General features: G+C 69.5%; 17 protein-coding genes and 4 pseudogenes. 15 read left to right on the top strand and 6 right to left on the bottom strand.

Going from position 1 to position 18294, the window contains the following annotated elements:
• The 4 genes from KBX63_RS25070 to KBX63_RS25085 form a co-directional block, all read right to left on the bottom strand.
• A partial coding sequence (locus tag KBX63_RS25070; RefSeq protein ID WP_210915297.1) for an ISAs1 family transposase occupies positions 1–1084 on the bottom strand: 1084 nt, incomplete at its 3' end.
• A gap of 200 nt (positions 1085–1284) precedes the next feature.
• On the bottom strand, positions 1285–1920 hold the full coding sequence (locus KBX63_RS25075) for an SMI1/KNR4 family protein (RefSeq protein WP_210915300.1): 636 nt from the start codon (positions 1918–1920) through the stop codon (positions 1285–1287).
• A gap of 93 nt (positions 1921–2013) precedes the next feature.
• Positions 2014–2775: an SHOCT domain-containing protein gene (locus tag KBX63_RS25080; RefSeq protein ID WP_210915303.1), complete on the bottom strand. Its 762-nt coding sequence runs from the start codon at positions 2773–2775 to the stop codon at positions 2014–2016.
• 344 nt (positions 2776–3119) lie between these two features.
• Positions 3120–3977: a hypothetical protein gene (locus KBX63_RS25085; RefSeq protein WP_247663050.1), complete on the bottom strand. Its 858-nt coding sequence runs from the start codon at positions 3975–3977 to the stop codon at positions 3120–3122.
• A 21-nt stretch (positions 3978–3998) separates the two neighbouring features.
• Here KBX63_RS25085 and KBX63_RS25090 point away from each other — a divergent pair.
• From KBX63_RS25090 to KBX63_RS25110, 5 genes and pseudogenes are all read left to right on the top strand, one after another.
• Positions 3999–4537, top strand: a pseudogene (locus KBX63_RS25090) (cation transporter); the annotation flags it as partial.
• A gap of 279 nt (positions 4538–4816) precedes the next feature.
• Positions 4817–5104 (top strand): annotated as a pseudogene (locus tag KBX63_RS25095) (hypothetical protein); the annotation flags it as partial.
• Between the two features lie 204 nt (positions 5105–5308).
• Positions 5309–5512 (top strand): hypothetical protein, encoded by a 204-nt coding sequence (locus tag KBX63_RS25100; protein ID WP_210915306.1) that lies wholly within the window; start codon positions 5309–5311, stop codon positions 5510–5512.
• 185 nt (positions 5513–5697) lie between these two features.
• A complete protein-coding gene (locus KBX63_RS25105) occupies positions 5698–7053 on the top strand; it encodes a hypothetical protein (RefSeq protein ID WP_210915308.1) in 1356 nt (451 codons plus the stop codon).
• Complete coding sequence (locus KBX63_RS25110) at positions 7050–7859, top strand: hypothetical protein (protein WP_210915310.1); 810 nt, start codon at positions 7050–7052, stop codon at positions 7857–7859. The genes KBX63_RS25105 and KBX63_RS25110 overlap by 4 nt, the downstream gene beginning before the upstream one ends.
• A 129-nt stretch (positions 7860–7988) precedes the next feature.
• Here KBX63_RS25110 and KBX63_RS25115 read toward each other — a convergent pair whose 3' ends face one another.
• Together KBX63_RS25115 and KBX63_RS36510 are read right to left on the bottom strand one after the other, a co-directional pair.
• Positions 7989–8351, bottom strand: a complete 363-nt coding sequence (locus KBX63_RS25115) for an HNH endonuclease (RefSeq protein WP_307871828.1) — start codon at positions 8349–8351, stop codon at positions 7989–7991.
• 85 nt (positions 8352–8436) lie between these two features.
• Positions 8437–8544 (bottom strand): annotated as a pseudogene (locus tag KBX63_RS36510) (hypothetical protein); the annotation flags it as partial.
• Between KBX63_RS36510 and KBX63_RS36515 the strand changes: the two are divergent.
• The 10 genes and pseudogenes from KBX63_RS36515 (at position 8503) to KBX63_RS25160 (ending at position 18107) form a co-directional block, all read left to right on the top strand.
• Positions 8503–9018 carry a hypothetical protein gene (locus KBX63_RS36515; RefSeq protein WP_307871829.1) on the top strand — a complete coding sequence of 172 codons (516 nt, stop codon included), beginning with the start codon at positions 8503–8505 and terminating at the stop codon, positions 9016–9018. The pseudogene KBX63_RS36510 and the gene KBX63_RS36515 overlap by 42 nt on opposite strands.
• 529 nt (positions 9019–9547) lie before the next feature.
• Positions 9548–9682 (top strand): hypothetical protein, encoded by a 135-nt coding sequence (locus KBX63_RS36060; protein ID WP_256443162.1) that lies wholly within the window; start codon positions 9548–9550, stop codon positions 9680–9682.
• Positions 9683–9702: 20 nt separating this feature from the next.
• Entirely contained in the window at positions 9703–9948 is a 246-nt protein-coding gene (locus KBX63_RS25125; RefSeq protein WP_210915315.1) for a glycosyltransferase, read from the top strand.
• A 215-nt stretch (positions 9949–10163) separates the two neighbouring features.
• Positions 10164–11225 carry a DUF2332 domain-containing protein gene (locus KBX63_RS25130; RefSeq protein ID WP_210915318.1) on the top strand — a complete coding sequence of 354 codons (1062 nt, stop codon included), beginning with the start codon at positions 10164–10166 and terminating at the stop codon, positions 11223–11225.
• 39 nt (positions 11226–11264) lie between these two features.
• Positions 11265–11534: a hypothetical protein gene (locus KBX63_RS25135; RefSeq protein WP_210915321.1), complete on the top strand. Its 270-nt coding sequence runs from the start codon at positions 11265–11267 to the stop codon at positions 11532–11534.
• 540 nt (positions 11535–12074) lie between these two features.
• Complete coding sequence (locus KBX63_RS25140) at positions 12075–12254, top strand: hypothetical protein (protein ID WP_210915324.1); 180 nt, start codon at positions 12075–12077, stop codon at positions 12252–12254.
• Positions 12206–13000: pseudogene (locus KBX63_RS25145) on the top strand (HEAT repeat domain-containing protein); the annotation flags it as partial. The gene KBX63_RS25140 and the pseudogene KBX63_RS25145, both read left to right, overlap by 49 nt.
• Before the next feature lie 364 nt (positions 13001–13364).
• Positions 13365–15179, top strand: coding sequence for an MBL fold metallo-hydrolase (locus KBX63_RS25150; protein ID WP_210915325.1), 1815 nt, complete (start codon positions 13365–13367; stop codon positions 15177–15179).
• The gene (locus tag KBX63_RS25155) at positions 15176–16996 is read left to right on the top strand and encodes a hypothetical protein (protein ID WP_210915326.1); all 1821 of its coding nucleotides are present in this window, start codon (positions 15176–15178) and stop codon (positions 16994–16996) included. The genes KBX63_RS25150 and KBX63_RS25155 overlap by 4 nt, the downstream gene beginning before the upstream one ends.
• A complete protein-coding gene (locus KBX63_RS25160) occupies positions 16947–18107 on the top strand; it encodes a LacI family DNA-binding transcriptional regulator (protein WP_210915327.1) in 1161 nt (386 codons plus the stop codon). The genes KBX63_RS25155 and KBX63_RS25160 overlap by 50 nt, the downstream gene beginning before the upstream one ends.
• The last annotated feature ends 187 nt before the right edge of the window (positions 18108–18294 follow it).

Consider the following 18294-nt stretch of genomic DNA (forward strand, 5'->3'; position numbering starts at 1 on the left):
TGCGGGTGCTGTCGCGGGCGTGATGCCGGTTGGCGGCGGCGATGTTGGTGACGCCGGTCAGGCGTAGGGCGCCGATGGCGGCGTTGCGTAGGACGGCCATGACCTGCGGTCCGGTGCCGGTGCGGATTTGGGAATGGTCCTCGTCGTAGGTGACGTCGCGAACCCAGTGGACCTTGTTCTCGATCGACCAGTGACCGCGGACCCAGCTCGCGAGTTGCGCCGGTCTGGCCTGGTGAACGCGGAGGTCGGTGATCGCGTAGACGGTCTGGGTGGTGAACCGTTTCGGCTGGTCGAGGCGGCGTCTGTGGCGGCGGATCTGCAGGGCCTGGGCGGCATGCGGGAAATCGATCCCGGTGGAGACGGTGAGGATCTTGCAGGTGCGGATCTCGCGGCGGCCGTGTCCGCGGTCGGTGTCTCGTGCGGCGTCCGGGACGGCCCGCCAGGGCAGGCCGGCGAGTTGGGCGTGCAGGCTGGGTTGGTTGGCCTTGACGGTCAGGATCCAGTGGGCGCCGCGTTCGGCGAGGTAGGCGACGTGGTCGCGTTGGCAGTGCAGGGCGTCGGCGGTGATCACGGTGTCGCGCAGGTCGCTGATCTGGTCGAGCAGCGGCTGGAATCGCATCTCGTTGGTCTTGCCGTCCACATCGGTGCTGGCCAGGACCACGCCGGTGGCCTGGTCGCAGGCCGCGAGGACATGCTGGGCGGCAGTGTTGCAGTTGCGGGAGCCGCGGAGTGTCTTGCCGTCCACGGCGATCGCCCGCCGCTCGGCTGGCGATGTCGTCATGGCCCGGGTGGACAGCCATCCGCTGACGGCTGCGGTGAGCAGGTCCGGGTCCAGGGCCTGCAACAACCGGCGGATCATCGCCTCCGACGGGCGCCGGTCCGGGGCGATACCTAACGCGACGACGGTTGCAGCGGGGACGTCAGCGATCCACTCGGCAATCGCGGCGTAGGGGCGGTAGCCGGCCACCACGGCACAGACCGATGCGGTCACCACCACGGTCAACCGGTGCCGGACACCGCGACGGGCGCGAGGATCCGGCAGACCCGTCAACGCCGCGGGCAGCCCAGCAGCGGCTTCGTGCACGGTGACAGCCGGTGCGTCGGATACGGACGAGATCAGCGATGATGGCAGAGCGGGCATGGCTCACTTCGGACGATCGATAAGGCGTAGGAACCTCGATGATCATCTGAACTGGTCATGCCCGCCCTGCTACCACCAGCAAGGGCGCGTCTACACCAACCACATCAAGCCGGGCAACCCCGCGACTTTGCCGGGGCCCTGGGTTACGGCCGGTCCCAGCCTTTGAACATGTCTGAGGTCGGGTCGGACTCGCCGGTGATGGGATCGAGACCGGCTAGGAAGCGGCGGTCCTGTTCACGCCAGTGCACGAACGGCTCGATGCGGCCCCACAGAGAGACATCGCTAAGCGGGCACTGATCAAAGTCGGCGAGCGACAGTCGCCTGACAAACTCCACCATCCCGCAGTCGAAGAGTGCGAGGCTCGGGTCGCCCCATGACACGTGGCGTCGCCACACCACCACTGGCCACTGGTCGGGATCTGAGCCGGTCATCAGCCAGCCCAGTAGGTCGGGGTTGCTGCTGCCGACGCCCCAGGCCATTACGGCATCCGCCCCGAGCTCTGTCCCTGCTGGCCGGCCCTCCTCTTCCCAGTAGTGGCGCAAGTTCGGAGTCTCGCCGGCGATCGTTCCGCCGCTCCATACCGAGTCGACGGGCAGCGGTAGCAGGATGCTTAGTTGGCCGCCAATGCTGCCGCCGCCGTAGACCGCCATGAAGGCGCGATAGTCGGCCGGTAGACGGGTGCCTAACTGTGCCTCGGCGGCGTCCCAGTCCACCTCTTCGTCGGCGCCGTGGCTTGGCGGCATGATCCGGATAAGCGCATCGACCTGAGCACCAGTCATGACGTCTCCCCTCCTTGGACGTGCCGCGTGACCCTGAGGGCGCGCAGCTGCGTCTCCCGCCGGGTGGATACCAGCATGTCTGACGTGCTGGTATCAGGGGCCACCGAGCAGTTGCTGGCGAGCCGCAGCGAACTCCTCGTCGGTCAACTCGCCGCGTTGATGCTGCCCGACCAGCACCGACAGTTGGGAAATCTGGCCGATGATCGGACGGGCTGCCCCAGCGACCGGCGCTGGCGCCGAGTCGCCCAGGTAATGAGTTGCTGGCGCCGAGTCGCCCAGGTGATGAGTTGCTGGCGCCGAGTCGGCCAGGTAATGAGTTGCTGGCGGCGGTGCCAGCTGTCTGACCGGACGGAAGAAGCGGTTGGCTGAGGGTCGCGCGAGCAGCACGACGACGACGATCAGGGCGAGCATCGCGAAGAGGGCAAAGCCGGCGCTGAGGTACTGATAGGCCGGCGGGTACGCGGCCGGCAACCGCTGGACGAACGTGTTAGTTCCGGAGGCGTCACGGGTGAACGCGGACACGTAGAAGATTCCGCTGAAAGCGGGCGTACCAGCTTGACCCAGACCGCAGAAGCTGCAGATCAGGGACAGACCGATCGCGATCCAGGCGATGATGCGGCCCGCGAAGTGCCCCGCACGCACTGAGGCCGCGATACCCAGTAGGACCAGTGCTGCCACGGCGGTGATCAACGCCGCGACGTAGGGCAATGCCGAGGCCAGTGGTTTGATAGCGTCAAAGGCGCGTGGGTCGACCTCGGAGGTGTTCAGTGCCTCCCGCACACGGTCCGGGTACGCAGCTGCCCCAACGGTGACCGCCATCGCGTCTGCGAGATACCCGACGGCCACGACGGTCATCAGAGTCACTGCAATCGTTACTGACCGCGGCCGTCCACCGACCTTCGCCCGACCCACCATCGGCACTCCCTTCTCAACGGTTGCCGGTGACGCTAGCAGCGGCCGTCGATGGGACACGATCGGCGCCTCGACACACTCTCGGCATGACAGGACGTTTCGTCGGCGGCCAAACCTGCCGCCTCTAGGTCGCTGGATCTGTCACACCTCAGTTGGCGGACACGTGTCGCGGATCTGTTGTCGGATCACATATGACGCCACCCGCTGTGTCGTGTCCCGGCTGATGCTTTACACCGGCGTCCCACTTGATGCTTGACATGATCGCCTGACCGGCAGCTACGGCCCGTCTAACTGACCGGCAGACGCTGGTCTGCCAGCAGCGGCGACCCGATTACTGGTCTTGCCATTGCGACGTCTGTTGCTCGTATCGGGCGATCAGCTCGTCGCGGCTGAGCCCGCCGCCGTAGACCGAGCCCCCACACCAGGTCGCGGAAGCGCAGGTAGTCTCGCTCCTTCGGGGTCAGGTCGTACTCGGGACCCAGCACCTCGCCCCTACTCGCCGCGTGGATCAGGCCGGAAGCCTTCATGTCGGCCCAGCCGGCCGTGGGCCCGTAATCTCCGAACGCCGGATCCTCCGGGTCGATGATCGGCGGGATCTCCGTTCCCGGCGGAAACCCCAGCGCAGCGAACAGTGCCAGCACCTCGTCTTCCATCGCGGGCCGCTCGTTCCAGATGCCATTGACGATGGCCGAAATGGCCTCGGTCGACGGGGTCTGCCCAGCCTCGTGAGCCCAAGCCTCCACTGCTTCGACGGCAAGGCGCGGCTGCACCCGCGCCGGTCGACCTTCCAGGTGCTCGTATCCACACTCTTCGTCGATGTTGGGCAGGTGCACAGACAGGACCACACCCCCCGGCGTGCGGCCTTCCAGATGGGCACACACACTTTCGGCAACCCACGCTGCCAGCACCGGGGCCGCGGTCGCCGCGACCAGCGCCTGGACGCCCGCCGCCAGCCGCAACCGCTCGCTGTAGAACGGCTTCGCGCCCACCCGCTGCCAGCCGTCCCCCAGGTCGTACAGCCCTACCGGGTTGCCCCACGGGCCGGGTGTCATGAACCGCGACCCGAACGCTGGCCGCACCTGTGGGTGCGCCGGAAGATTTCCGTTGGCGGGCTTCGCCAGTAGAAGCGTTCCGTGCCAACCCATGAACCGGCACTCTACGTGGGTGTGATCGGCTTCGGCCTGGACTCGTTCGTCGAGGTGTCCAGCGCGGCCGTGTTGATCTGGCAGCCCGAGGATCGGGAGCGGTTCCCGCTGCGGCTGATTGGCGCGTCGTTTCTCGCTCTGGCCGCCTTGGTGGCCTTCGATGCCGCCCGGTCGCTGCTGGCCGGCGGTGACGCTGACGCCAGCCCGGTGGGGACCGGCCTTGCCGTCGCGTCGCTAATCGTGATGCCGCTGCTCATGCGGCCAAGCGCCGCACTGGCGGGAAACTCGGCTCGGCAACGGTCATGGCGGACCCGACTCAGCCCATGCTGTGCACCTACCTCTCGCCGGTGCTGCTCGTCGGCCTGGTCCTCAACGCCGTCTGGGGCTGGTCGTGGGCTGACCCGATCGCCGCGCTCGTCATCGCCGGGGTTGCGGTCAAGGAAGGCGTTGAAGCCTGGCGCGGTGAACGCTGCGACGGCTGCGCACCCCTGCCGGCCGTCGACGCCGCCACCGGCCAAGGCCCCGGCTGCACCGATGGTTGCTGCACCGAGCAAGCGTAGCCCGCGGCCTGGCTCGCGCTGCTGCTCTACCTGCTGGGCCTGCGGCTCGCCTTCGCCTGGCGCACCCTGACCCATTGGCGCCGCATCGGCGACACCGTTCCGCTGCGAAGCGGGGCAGCCACACGGTCGTGAGGCGATACATCCGGCCTAAGTACCTCATTTCGCGCTGGTTGTGAGCGGTTGTGAGCCGTTGTGAGAACGGGGGGCGTTCGCCAGAGCACACAAACCCGGGTTTGAGGGTGTCAGCGCACTGCCCGCGCGGCGCGGAGCCGACACCACATGAGCGAGCACACGCCGCAGCACCAGGCCCCCGCCCGCCCCGTCGACCCGGACCTCTCCGGCGCCGACCCGACCCTGACCGATCTTGTGGCCGGCAACCCGCCGGTGCCGATCACCGTGTGGCGCACCGCCCGCACCTCAGCCGACGCCGGCCGCACGGTTGGCGCCCGCTTGGCTTACCGTCTCGTTTCCGCCTACAGCCGGCCCGGCGACACGGTCGTCGACTGCACCGACGACCACGCCCTCATCACCGCCTGCCTCGCCGGGCGGCACCGCAGAGGCCACCACGAAGCTGATTCCCCGCCGACCGCATCGGGCGGCATGACGACGGTGGTCAGCCGGTCTGATCGCGGGTAGAGCCGGCACCTCGTCCCCGTCCGCTGATGGGGTGGTTAGTACCCTCACCTGACCATCGCCCTCCGGCCCACCCTGGCGCAGGCCCCCCTGCAACCCGCTTCCTGGCGGTCGCATGCCAGGCAGACAGTTCTCGCGGTGTCGGGTCTGCAGCAGCTGCCGGGGTCGTCCAGCCAGCTCCTCGACGAGCAGGGCCCGGTGGCGACAGCGCAGGACATCGCCGGCTGGCTGGGTCGCTGCGAGGTCCGCTGGCAGGAGACCGACAACCCGGAGGGTACGAAGGAGGCCCTGGTCCTGGCCCTCAATCCCCGCTTCAACCGGCAGGTGCCGAAGCCGCGCTGATGAAACCCGCGGAGCTGGCAGGCGGCCGAGGCGGTGCGGAGGCTCGTGCGCCCCATCGTCCATCGCGGGTGGACGGGACCTAGATCAAGAGCGGGGCGGGCGGTGGGGTACAGCGCCAGTGGCGAGCCCGGTACTAGGATCTCGCCTGGCCGTCGGTACGCGGCTGGCCGACACGGGGAGGTGCCATGCGACGTCGTCAACTGCTGGCGTCCGGGATAACCGCGGCCATCGGGCTCAGTGCCGGGGAGCTACTGAGAGCAGCGCCGGCCGCCGCCGCGGCGGCCCCGCTGAGGAGCGTCGGCGTCCAGCTGCCGGTGGACGACCTGCGCGCGATCGAGCTCGACGAGGCGCGCGGCCGCCTCTACCTCGCACAGGGGGTCGGTGGCGGACTGCCGCTGGTGGTGACCGACCTCGACGGCCGGCTGCTGTCCCGGATCACCGCCGTCGCTGACATCTCCGACCTCGTCCTCAGCGACGACGGACGCATCCTGTACGCGGCCCAGGGCTTCAACCGGATCATCGCGTTGGATGCCGCCACGCTCACCATCATCGCCAGCTATCCCGCCCCCGTCGGCGCCCACCTGTACACGGTCGAACCGACCGGCGAGAAGATCATCGGCGGGTTCATCGACGCCGGCATCGGCTCCGGCGGTCTGCTGATCTGGTCCGCGCCCGGAATCCCGCCAGTGGTCTACACCGAAGGCCCCAACTACCACCCGATCATCGACGCCAGCCCCGGCGCGCCAGGTCTCCTCGTCGCCGGCGACACCGGGTATTCGCCCGTCACCACGTACGTCATCGACGTCTCCGGCGACAGCCCGACGATCGTCGCCCGGCGGGACAACACCGGCAGCAACCTCATCGACTACGCCGTGAGCCCGGACGGCACCGAGGTGGTGGAGACGGTCGGCCACCCGTACGAGCACCACTCGTACCGGCTGCCGGATCTCGCCGACGCCACCGTCTATCCGAGCGGCGTCTATCCGCAGGACGCCGCCTGGTCCGGGGACGGCTCGACCGTCGCCATCGGCCGCGCCTCGACCTCCTCCGGTGACGCCGACGTCTACCTCTACGGCAAGGGCAGCACGGTCCCGACGTACGCCGTCGACTTCCGCAGCGGCGACAGCCTCTGGGAGGGCACGCTGCTAGTCAACCGGGACGGCACCCGGGCCTGGGCGGTCACCTCGACCGACCCCTACCAGGAAACCCAGCTGCTGCACTCCTTCGGGCCGGCGCACCCGCCGAAGCCGCCGGTCACCGATCTGGCCGTCACCGCCCAGGTCGGGACCGGCAAGGACAAGCAGACCGCGCAGCTCACCGTGACCTGGAGCTCCCCCATCGGTGACGACAATTACTGGTGGATCACCGCGTCGACCAACGGCGGGGCGGAGCGGGAGTTCTGGCGCAGCAAGCTGGACGCCAGCGGCAAATACACCCTCACCTACTCGCTGCCTCGCGGCACCACCACCTTCACGGTCCGGTACCGCGACTACTACGAGTTCTATCCTGACGGCTACGCAACCGCGACGCTGCAGCGATGAGCGCACCCGTCCGGCGGCGCCGTCCGCTCCTCCGCTACGGCGTACTGGCGCCGCTGCTGCTCGCCACGGGCGCTACCGGCTGCGGCGAATCCGGTGCTGCCGGAGCCGTCTGGGCCACCCCGGCGCCCACCGTCGTGGCGACGGCGCCCACCGCGGCGGAGACGACGAGTGCCGCCACGGCGGTGACCCCCACGCCCAGCAACCTGCCCGCGAGCGCCTCCCCGACGCCCAAGCCGCGCACGTCGGCGACAGCGCGGGCCGGCTCGGCCGCCGCCCCGGCCCCCGCCGGTAGGGCCACCCCGGCCCCGGAATTCCCCCGCGGCTACACCCTGCTGTCGCAGACCTGCACCCTTCAGGCCGGCAATCAGGTGTACGTCTCGCTCAGCGGCAAGACGAAGGGAAACTTCCGCTTCTGCACCCAGCGGCTGCGCAAGAACGACACGGGCGCCTACCACCTCAACCCGTACGTCTTCGTCGAGCCCTTCTTCTACGACGACGGCCGATGGACCCCGGACTCGCGTGAGCCGCTGAGCCTGACCATCACCTGCCGGGTCAGCCACGCCGGCGAACAGGACTACTCCCTCACCGCCACCTCACCGAGCGGGAACGGGCCCGGGCACACCGCGTCCTGCGGCCGGCTGGTCCCGCACGCGGTCACCCCGACGACGGGCAGCGACGCTTACACGATCCGATTCAGCGGATACACCTCGGGCGGTTACTACGGGGTGCTCGCCTTCGACACCGAGGTGCACTTCCCGGGCGCCGGCAAGCCGACCCCGGAGCAGCGGGTGACCGTACCGGACTGACGCGCACGTACCACCCATTACGCCCCTAACTACGCCGACACCGAGTTCTCTACTCGTGCCCGGCAGATCATGCGCCTCGACAACGGGCCCGCGGCGGAAGTGCTCAACGAACCCCATCCGCAGCAGTCGTCAGCGACGGGCTCCTGCCCTATGCGCGTATAGCTTCTCCTTGTCCGGCCAGTCCGCGCGGCTGACTGGCCGCCGGAGTTCCTTACCATCGAGGTCCTTGTAGTGGCGCGACACCAGCTCGGACGAGGTACGAATGCGATAGTTGCCGTCGATCCACATCAGGCCCTTGTCGAAGAGGTTGTGCACGTCTGCGCGAAGCAGTAAACCGTTGGTCACATCGTTGTTCCTGCCGCTGTACGGCTCGATGTGGGCGGCTTGCAACGCGTCCTCCGCGTCGCAGTCCCACCGGCCGAATACGAATCGATGTTCTACGCTCAACCCCAGCCCCGCGAGGCGGTTGGAGCCAACAACTGAGGTCTCCACCGAACCCGGGGCGGTTCACCCGGGGCAGTCCCCACACCTGCCGCCCTGTGTAGCGGGGGTTGGTGAGGATGACGCGGATGGCGCTCTTGGACCAGGCGATGCCGCTGCGGTGCTGGTTGCGGGCGCGGTCGTGGGCTGATGGGCAGGGCACGTGGTTGGCGGTGAGTCCCTCGGCGATGGCGAAGAGGCCGATGCCGGCGAGGAACTCGGCGAAGATTCGCCGGACGATGGGCGCGGTCTGCTCGTCGGGTGTGAGGCCCTTGAGGTGTTTGCCGTCGGCGGCCTTGGCGGGGTTGGGGTGGGGTCCGAGGTCGCGGAGTGTGTAGCCGTAGGGCGGGCGTCCGCCGAGGTAGCGGTTCTCGAGGAGGGTCTGGGCGGCCATGGCGGTGCGGACGCGGAGTTTGATGCGGTTGCGTTCGCCCTTGCTCATGCCGCCGAAGACGGACATGACCAGTTCGTGTGCCTCGTTGTCGGGGTCGATGGGGCCGCCGATCTCGGGCACCCAGAGCTCGACGCCGTAGTGGGCGAACAGCGGCACCGTGAGGCCGGACTGATTGCCGTAGAAGGCGCGGTGCGGTTCGCCGACGACGACGGCGGCGAACCCGCGCCTGGGGTCGCGCAACGCCGCGAGGAGAAGGTTGGCTTGGGTTCGGCGCTGCCACGGTAGGGAACGGCTCGGACCGACGTCGAAATACTCCGTGGCGACGTGTTCGCCGTGCGGCTGGATTAGATAGACCGTTGCCAGCTGGTTGGCGTTCGCCCAGCGAAGCGGTCCGCACCGTGCCTGAGCTGAGCGCCGCCGCCCGGGACTGGCAGGCGGACGTCCTGGTCCGGGAGACTGCGGCGTGGAGCGCCTGGCTGGTGGGCGACCGCGACGAACTACCCGTCGCAGTCCTGGACCACGCACCCACTCCACCTCGCCTGCTCGCGATGTTGCTGGGCGAGCCTTTCCAGGAGGCGGGCCTTTCCAGGAGGCGCTATCGGACGTGGGTCTGTTGCCGGACCGGACTCTCGGCTCCATGCACCGTTGGCTGCAATTCCTGGTGGGGCCGCCCCGATGGTTCCCGGCCCGATCCCTGGGGCCGGCCACCCACATCCTGCAACCGCCGCCAGCTCTGTACGAGGAGCCCGAGATGCCGTCGTGACTGGAGGAGCTCGACGGCTCTCGGCCCTGCGTGTACGTCACGCTCGGCACGATGTTCGACCGCCGGCCGGGGGTCTTCGACGACATCTTCGCCGCCCTCGCCGACGAGCTGGTGCGGGTCGCCGCCACCACCGGGCCGCAGACGGACCCGGGCGCATTGGGCACGTACCGGCGAATGTGCGACTAGAACGATTTCTGCCGCAGGCGGTGCAGGCCGAAATCCTGAGCCGCACCGACGCCGTGGTCTGCCACGGTGGCTACGGCTCGATCCGCGCCGCGCTGCACCATGGTGTCCCCGTGGTGAGCATTCCGCTCGGCAACGCCGACGACCCCACCCGGCTGCCGGGCCTGGAGGCGATGGGCGCCGGGATCGTGCTGCGCGATACCGGGTCCGTCCCCGGCCCGGATCTCGGCGGCCGTGCGGCGTGTCCTCACGGAACCGGGCTACCGTGACGCCGCGCGAGAGGCCGCCGCGTCAATCGCCACCCTGCCCCGTTCTCCTACGCGGCGTTGCTGGTGGAGCGCCTCGCCGCAGACCGCCGCCCGGTCGTCGAGGGCACCTCGGCGGTCTTGCGGGCACCGTCCCCGGTGTTGAAGGCTGTGCAGGATTCGGCCCGCCGTGAACGGCACTCCGGCGGGTTCGTCGATCTCGATCCAACAGGAGCACCATGACCAGGGCTGAGGAACTCACCAAACTCGCCGAGCACTTCCGGCAGTCGGGCGGCACCTTCAAGGCCTCCCCGCTCTACCGGGCGCTGTGCGAGGTCATCGCCGACGACGAGCGGACCCTGGAACTCCTGGTGCACCGGCGGCCGGGCCAGCAGCCATCCTTCCTCCTCTTCGGCGCGGCGCACCACCTGTTGCTGAGCGGCGTTCAGCATGACCTGGGTGACTTCTACCCGTCGGTCGTCGGTACGCCGGCGCGTGACCCGGCAGCCGCCGGCCCGGTCTTTCTCGACTTCTGCCGCAGCCACGGCGAGCAGGTCGAGGAACTCATAGGCACCCGGCTGGTGCAGTCCAACGTCGTGCGTCGCGTCCTGGCCCTGCGCTTCGCCCTCGCGGCTCTGCGGGACGTCGTCGACGGCCCGATGCATCTCGTCGAGGTCGGTGCGAGCGCCGGATTCCACTTGCACGTCGACCGCTACCGCTACCGGCTCGGCGGCCGAGTCTTCGGTGCGCCTGACGCACGGGTGACCGTGGAAAGCGAATGGCGGGGTGACGGACCCGCGCCGGACCTCACCCACCTGCCCGAGATCGGTAGCCGGACGGGGGTCGACCTCCATCCGGTCGATGTCCTCGACCCCGATCAGCGGCGCTGGCTGCGGGCGCTGGTCTGGCCCGAGGACCGACCGGCCGCCGGCCTTCTCGACGCCGCGCTAAAGCAGGCGGTGGCCGAGCCGGTCCGAATCATCGCTGGTGACGCGGTTGATGTCTGCCCGGACCTCGGCCGGCAGTTGCCCACGGGCGAGGCCCGGCTGGTGTTCCACTCCGCTACCCGGATGCACGTGCCGGCTGAGCGGCGCGCCGCATTCGACAAGGCGGTCGACTCGATCGGAGACGGTGGACCCCTGTACCACCTATGGCTGGAACCGGCCTTCGCTCCGCACCACGGCGAGGGTGCCGAGGAAGGCTGCCTGGCGTGGCACGGACCGGAGACCACCCGGCCGGTGAGCCTGGTACGCGTCGACGGACACCTGCGCTGGATGGCGCCGCTGGACGGTCGGCCGTGACGGCGGACGTGCTCGTCGTCGGAGCGGGGGTCGCCGGGATTGCCCTGGCCGGTCAGTTGCAAACCGGGAGATCTTGTCCAGGCTGTCGAGCGAGCCGCGCGTCTGCGTGCCGCCCGGGCCGGGATCGTCCTGCACCCGAACGCGCTGGCCAGCCTCGGGCGGCTCCGCGAGGGCATGGTCGCTTCCGGGGCCGCGCTCTCCCGCCAGGTGGCGATCGACTCCGACGGTCGACGCAGCGAGGTGCGGTGGGATCTGGTCTGGGCAGAGCTGGGCCTGCCGCTCGCCGTCCCACCGTCGGGTGCTGAGTGAACTGCTGCTCGCCGCCATCGCTCCCGGCACCGTCCAGTTCGGAACGCTCCCGCTGTCGCTGACCGAGGAGGACGACGGAGCCCGGGGTCGGATTCGACGACGGAACCGGCCGTTATCGCCTGGGGGGCGGGCGCGGACGGCATCGTCTCCTGGGTACGCGGCCGCCTGGCTCCGGGCATCGTTCCGGCCTACTCGGGGCACACCTTCGTCAGGGCCACCGTCGCCGTGACCGAGCCCGATCGGTTGCAAGATTGGCATGTCTGGCGTCCGCAGCGTTGACGTCCAGGCCTTGCGGAAGGTGAAGCGGCAGCGAACAGCGCGGATGCAGCAGCGCACCCGAATCCTCACGCCGCTGCTGCCGAGACCGCTAAAGGCGCCACGCAGCGCAGGGAATGGTCGGCCCGGCTGCTCGCGGCGGCTTCGGCCACTCCACACGGGCAGCAGACCACCATCGACGGCAAGGTCTACACCCGGCACGATCCGCAGCTGCGCGGCAGGCGGGCACGTGATCGGATCTGGCTGCGGAACGCCGACAACCACTTGGTCGACGTCACCGCGCTGGAGGCCGACTGCTTCTGGGCGTGGGCGTTGATTGAGACGCTGCGGCACACCGGCGCCCGCATCGAGGAAGTCCTCGAACTGACCCAGCTCTCGCGGCGTCAGCCTTCGCGCCGTCCGCACTGGTCGGCGACCTCATCCAACGGACCGAAGACCGACTGAAGCGGGAACAGGAGCTACTCGAGCGACTCCGTACGGTCGACGCCTCGGCGCCCTCCGGCTGGCAGGGCGTCCTGCGCATCGTCGAGCTCTTGCACGGGCTCAACTCGCCCAGTGCTGCGCGCCGGCAGCAGACCGTCCTGAACCCGGCCGAGGACCTGCCGGTTCCCACCGAGATGCTGGCTGAGGCGGTCCTCGCCGAATCCGATCCGAACGTCGCCGGCGCCCTGCGGTGGGCCCTCGCGCGGTCGGGCGGTGACGGTGTGGCAAGCGTGGCGTCCGGCGTGTACTCGGAGAACGTCGACATCCGGCGGCGCGCGGTCCTGGCGATCGCCGAGATATCCGCTGACGAGGCGACCGCGGTGCTCGCGGACGCACTCGGGGACTCGGACCCGACGGTGCGAAGGCACGCTGCTCTGGCATTGGGTAGGCGTGGCGCGACCGAAGCTGTGCCGACACTCGTTGACATGGTGGTCGAAGGCACGAACGACGTCGAAGCGGCCGAGGTCCTGGGGGCATTGTCACTGGACCCTGGCTGCGCGGACCGGATCATGAGCGCACTGGTCGACGAACTCGCCGCACACACTGCGGACTCCGCGGTGCGGATACGCCTGACCCAGGCACTCGCCGAGATGCCGGCGACCATCGCGCAGGGCATCCTGCAGCAATTGACCCACGACGACGACCAGGCTGTCGCCCTCATCGCCTCGACCCTCGTAGAAGCGTTCGAAGAGCGGTCCGACGGCTGAAGGTCCTGCCAGTAGGACCAAGCCCCGCGACAGATCCCGTTCCGTTCTTCCTCGACCCCCTGACCGGGTTCGGAACTACACGTCTAGGGGAGCGGCAGCGGCAGTAGGCGTCGCCGTGGGTGTACTGGCCGTACATTCGTCGGCTGCAGGCGGCGCAGTACATCAGGCCGCGGAGGACGTACGGATTGCGGGTGCGTTGTTGTGTCTCTCCACTTGGGCGACCTCTTCGCGATTGCGCAAGTCGTCACCGAGCGGCGACTCTCGGTCAAGGTGACACCTCACCCGCAGCAACGGCTCCTGCTGGATGGCCGGGGATCGTGTTTGCGGCCTTCCGTTGGGCACGGAGGTATGGAATCGTTGCCACATGCGCCTGACGAACCGCGTATACGTGCACCACGACACCTGCAACGTCTACCTGATCATCAGTGGATCGGACGCGGTCGCGATCGACTTCGGCTCGGGCACCGTCCTCGATCATCTCGCAGACTATGGTGTCGAGCGGATCACCGACGTACTCATGACCCACCACCACCGGGACCAGGGCCAGGGCCTGGCTCGCGCGGCGGGCGCTGGGGCGCGCATCTGGGTGCCTTCCTCGGAGCGCGACCTGTTCGCCGAGGTCAGCACGCACTGGCAGACGCGCACCATCGACAACTATTACGACCTGCGGCAGGATCGGTTTTCGCTGCTGGACGATGTACCGGTGCACGGCGTGGTGCCGGAGTACCGCACCAGCCGCTTCGGCGGAGTCGACATCACGGCCCTGCCCACGCCCGGGCACACGTTGGGCTCGGTCAGCTACCTGGCGGAGCTGGACGGCAGGCGGATGGCGTTCACCGGTGACCTGCTTCACGGGCCCGGCACGGTCTGGTCGGTCTCGGCGCTGCAGTGGAGTTACAGCGGGCTGGAAGGCGCGGCCGCCTCGGTGCTGTCACTGGACCTGCTCGCCGACCGCCGTCCAGAGCTGATCCTGCCCTCGCACGGCCGTCCGATCACCGATCCGCTGCCGGCGATCGCCGAGACGCGACGCAACCTGCAGGCGCTGGTGGACTTCCGGCGCGACGAGCCCTGGGACCTGACCGCCCGGCTGCGGCAGCCGTACGAGGAGATCTCGCCGCACCTGCTGCGGAACCGGACGTCCTTCGCGACGAGTTACGCGCTGCTGTCTGACTCGGGCGCGGCGCTGCTGATCGACTACGGCTTCGACATGATCGCCGGCCTGCCCTCCGGCAGCGACCGGTCGTCACGCCGGCCCTGGCTCGCCTCACTCGACGCGCTGAAACGCTCGTACGGCATCGACCGCGTCGAGGTGGCCGTGCCCACCCACTACCACGACGACCACGTGGCCGGATTCAACCTGTTGCACGAGGTGGAGGGCACTCAGATCTGGGCGGCGGACTCCGTCGCGCCGATCCTGCGCGACCCGCTCCGGTACGACCTGCCGTGCCTGTGGTACGACCCGTTGCCGGTCGACCGGGTGGTACCCACCGGCGTGCCCGTGCGGTGGCACGAGTACGAACTGACCATGTGGCCGCTACCTGGCCACACCCTGTACGCCGTGGCGATCGCCTTCCAGGCCGACGGCAACACCGTCGTGGCCACCGGCGACCAGCAGGACGGCGGCTGGGTCGACGGGCAGCGTACCGAGGTGCTCAATTTCCAGTACCGCAACCGGTTCCGCATCGACGACTTCGTGGACTCGGCGCTGCTGTACCGGCGGCTGGCGCCGGATCTCATGATCAGCGGACACTGGGCGCCCCGGCGGGTCGACGACACCTACCTGGACATGCTGCTCAGCAAGGGCGAGGAACTCGCCCGGCTGCACCAGGCGCTCCTGCCGCTGGATGACGTCGACTTCGGCGCGGAGGGATTCGGTGCGCGGATCCTGCCGTACCGCTCGGTGGTGACCGGCGGGGAACCGCTGCAGCTGGAGGTGGAGGTCCGCAACCCGTTCCGGCGACGGTGCGGGTTGCGCGTCGACCTGGTGGTTCCGGCCGGCTGGCGGGCGTCGCCCGGGCATCGCGCAGTCGAGGTCGACGCGCTGGGCGAGGCCTGCGTACGGTTCGAGGTCCTGCCTCCTCCCGGTATACCGCGGCGCAGGGCCCGGTTGGCGGCGAACCTGACCGCCGGGGACCGGGACTTCGGTCAGCAGGCCGAGGCTCTGGTGGACGTGCGATGAGCGCCGAGGTCGCCGTGCTGGACACGGCCGGACAACTGGAGATCCGTACCCCGCAGTACACCGCCCGGATCGACCGCCGGCGGCTGCTGGCCGAGGTCACGACTGCGGACGGCGGTTCCTGGGGACGGCTACGCCTGCTCTCCTCCGTGCACGCCCTGGACGGGCCGGACGAGACGGTCCGGGTCGAGTCGGTCGCGCAGGAGCTCCACGACAACCTCGTACGGCTGACCATCACGTGCACCAGCACCCGATGGTCCGGGCGTACCCACGTGGTGGAGTTCCACCCCAGCCAGATCACCTTCGGCGCCACGGTGCACGGCCACGGTCGGATCACCACCGTGCAGCTGCTCGGCGGCGCGCGCCTGCCCCAGGGCATGCTGCCCAGCGGCACCGCCCACCGCACCGTCTTCTCCCCAAACCCCGACCACCCGTGGCGCATCGCCCGACCGGCGGCCGAGCCGGCGGTGATCAGCGCTAACGGGGAGGGCGGCGAACCCGGCGTGGGCCGCTGGCTGTTCACGCCGGCACCGACCTGTTTCGGCCTGTCCCGGCAGCGGGCCGACGACGACCGCCAGCTGCCAGCCGGACCGTGGCTGATGGTCGGGCTGGCGGCACGGCGTCGCACCTTCGTGGAGTTCGGGTACGACCCGACCCCGGGTGGGTTCAGCCTGCGCTGTGAGTACCAGGGGCACACCACGGTGGACGGGACGTTCACCACGCCCACGGTTTTGCTGCTGTTCGGGGCCGAGGACCCGTACGAGGGGCTGCGCCGGTACCGGGCTGAACTCGTCGCGCGCGGCCTGACCGAGCCGGTGACGCCTCGACCGTTGGCCGACCACTGGCGCCAGCCGATCTTCTGCGGTTGGGGTGCGCAGTGCGCGCTGGCCACCGAGGGCGGGTCGTCCGCACCCGACCTGTCCCGCCAGGCACTGTATGACGAGCTCCTCGACACGCTGACCCGCAATGGCGTCGTGCCGGGCACGGTCGTGGTGGACGACAAGTGGCAGGCGCAGTACGCGACCTGCCGGCCCGACCCGCGGAAGTGGCCGGACCTGGCCGGCTTCATCGCGGCCCGGCACGCCGAAGGCCAACGGGTGCTGCTCTGGTGGAAGGCGTGGGACCCGGAAGGCGCTCCCGACGACGCGTGCGTCCGGGATCCCGACGGCGTTCCGGTGGCGCTCGACCCGGAGAGCCCGCTCGGCCGGTCGATCATCCAGGACGCCGTGCGCCACATGCTCCACCCGGATGGCCTCAACGCCGACGGGCTCAAGATTGACTTCACCGGGCGCACCCCGTCGGGTACGGCCCTGCGCCACGCCGGCCCGTCGTGGGGCTTCGATCTGTTGCACGAGCTTCTCGCGGTGGTCTACCGAACCGCCAAACAGATCAAGCCGAACTCGCTGATCGTGACGCACACACCAGATCCTGGATTCCTCGACGTGACCGACATGATCCGGCTCAACGACGTACTGCACCTCGACCATCCGGAGGGGCGGACGCCACCGCCCGGCGATCCCGGGTCAGCCGTCGTCGCGCAGATGACCTACCGGGCCCGGGTGGTGCAGGCCGCGTGCCCGGAGCTGCCGGTCGACACCGACGGGTGGTGCCTGCCCGGCCAGCCCGACCTCGTGGCGTACGCCGCCGCCGCGCCCCAGTTGGGCGTGCCGGCGCTGTACTACGCCGACCGGATGGATCTTGACGCTGACCTGCTCGCCCCGGCGACATGGTCGGCGATCGCGACCGCTTGGACGGCGTATCGCGACAAGCATGGCCTGGTCCCGCCGCATAGAATCTCGTCTCATGGTGCGCAAACCTGAGGATGGTGGCGGCGAACCTCGACGGGAAGCCGCCCCCCATCCGCGCCGGCGCCCGACCATCCAGGACCTGGCCCGCGCCGCGGGCATCTCGCCGTCCACCGCCTCGCGCGCCCTGAGCGGCAACGGCTACGTCGCCTCGGAGGTGCGCGCCCGGGTGCTGGCGGCCGCCGAGCAGATCGGCTACGTCCCCGACGGCAACGCCAGAGCCTTGCGCAACCGGACCAGCCGTGCCGTCGGGGTGCTGATCTCCGACATTCGCAACCCGTTCTACGCCAACCTCGCCGCGGGCATCGAAGAGCAACTCCGAGCGGCCGGCTATCACGTGATCGTGGTTAACAACGGCGGCCAGGCGGAGGCCGAGGTGGAGGGCGCCCGAACCTTTCTGGCGGTGCGGGTGTCGGCCGCGATCGTCACGCCGGTATCCGGGCGGGCGGTGCGGATGTTGATGGACGATGGGGTCACCGTCGTGCAGGCCGACCGGATGGTGGACGGACTGACCTCGGACGGCGTCCTGGTCGACAACGTCCAGGGGTCGCAGGAGATCACCAGCCACCTAATCGATCTCGGTCACACCACCATCGCGCTGCTCATCGACGAGACGGACTGGACCACCGGAGCGGGCCGCCTGGCCGGGTACCGCGCCGCGCTTCGCGCCGCGCGGCTGCCGATGGATCCCGCCCTGGTGGTGCCGACGAGATTCCAGCCCGATGCGGCCCGGGACGCCGTCAACGCCCTGCTCGACCGGCGTCCCGACGTCACCGCCCTCTTCGCCGCGAACAACATGCTGGCCGAGGGTGCGTTCCAGGCGTTGCAGGGGCGTGGGCTGCGGTTACCCGACGACCTGTCGCTGGTCGCCTTCGACGACGTCCCGTGGATGTCCATGGTCTCGCCCGGAATCACCACTGTGGACCAGCACACCGACGACCTCGGCCGCACCTGTGCCCAGTTGGTCATCGACCGCCTCAGCGGATCCGCGCCCACCCTGGCGACGGTCCGGTACATCGAGCCGTCGCTTGTGATCCGTGGGTCGACCGCGGCTCCGCACGGTGTTCGCACGCACGCGGCGGGTGCCGGATCCCGTCCGGTCACCACCGCACCGTCGCCGGGCTGACTCGCGCAGGTAACACTGCCGCAACCAACTCTTGACAGTCCCTGCGGGCCGCCATATGTTGCAGATCACTGTGGTAACGATGCCACATCCGATGTCCCGGGTCCGGCCCATGAGTGGCCACGGCTCCGCCGATGAGGCTGAAGCCCAGGTCACGACGGGGTTTCACGCGTGCCTGTCCTGGACATCC

Source organism: Micromonospora sp. U21 (assembly GCF_018070045.1).
In the GTDB taxonomy this organism is placed as follows: domain Bacteria; phylum Actinomycetota; class Actinomycetes; order Mycobacteriales; family Micromonosporaceae; genus Micromonospora.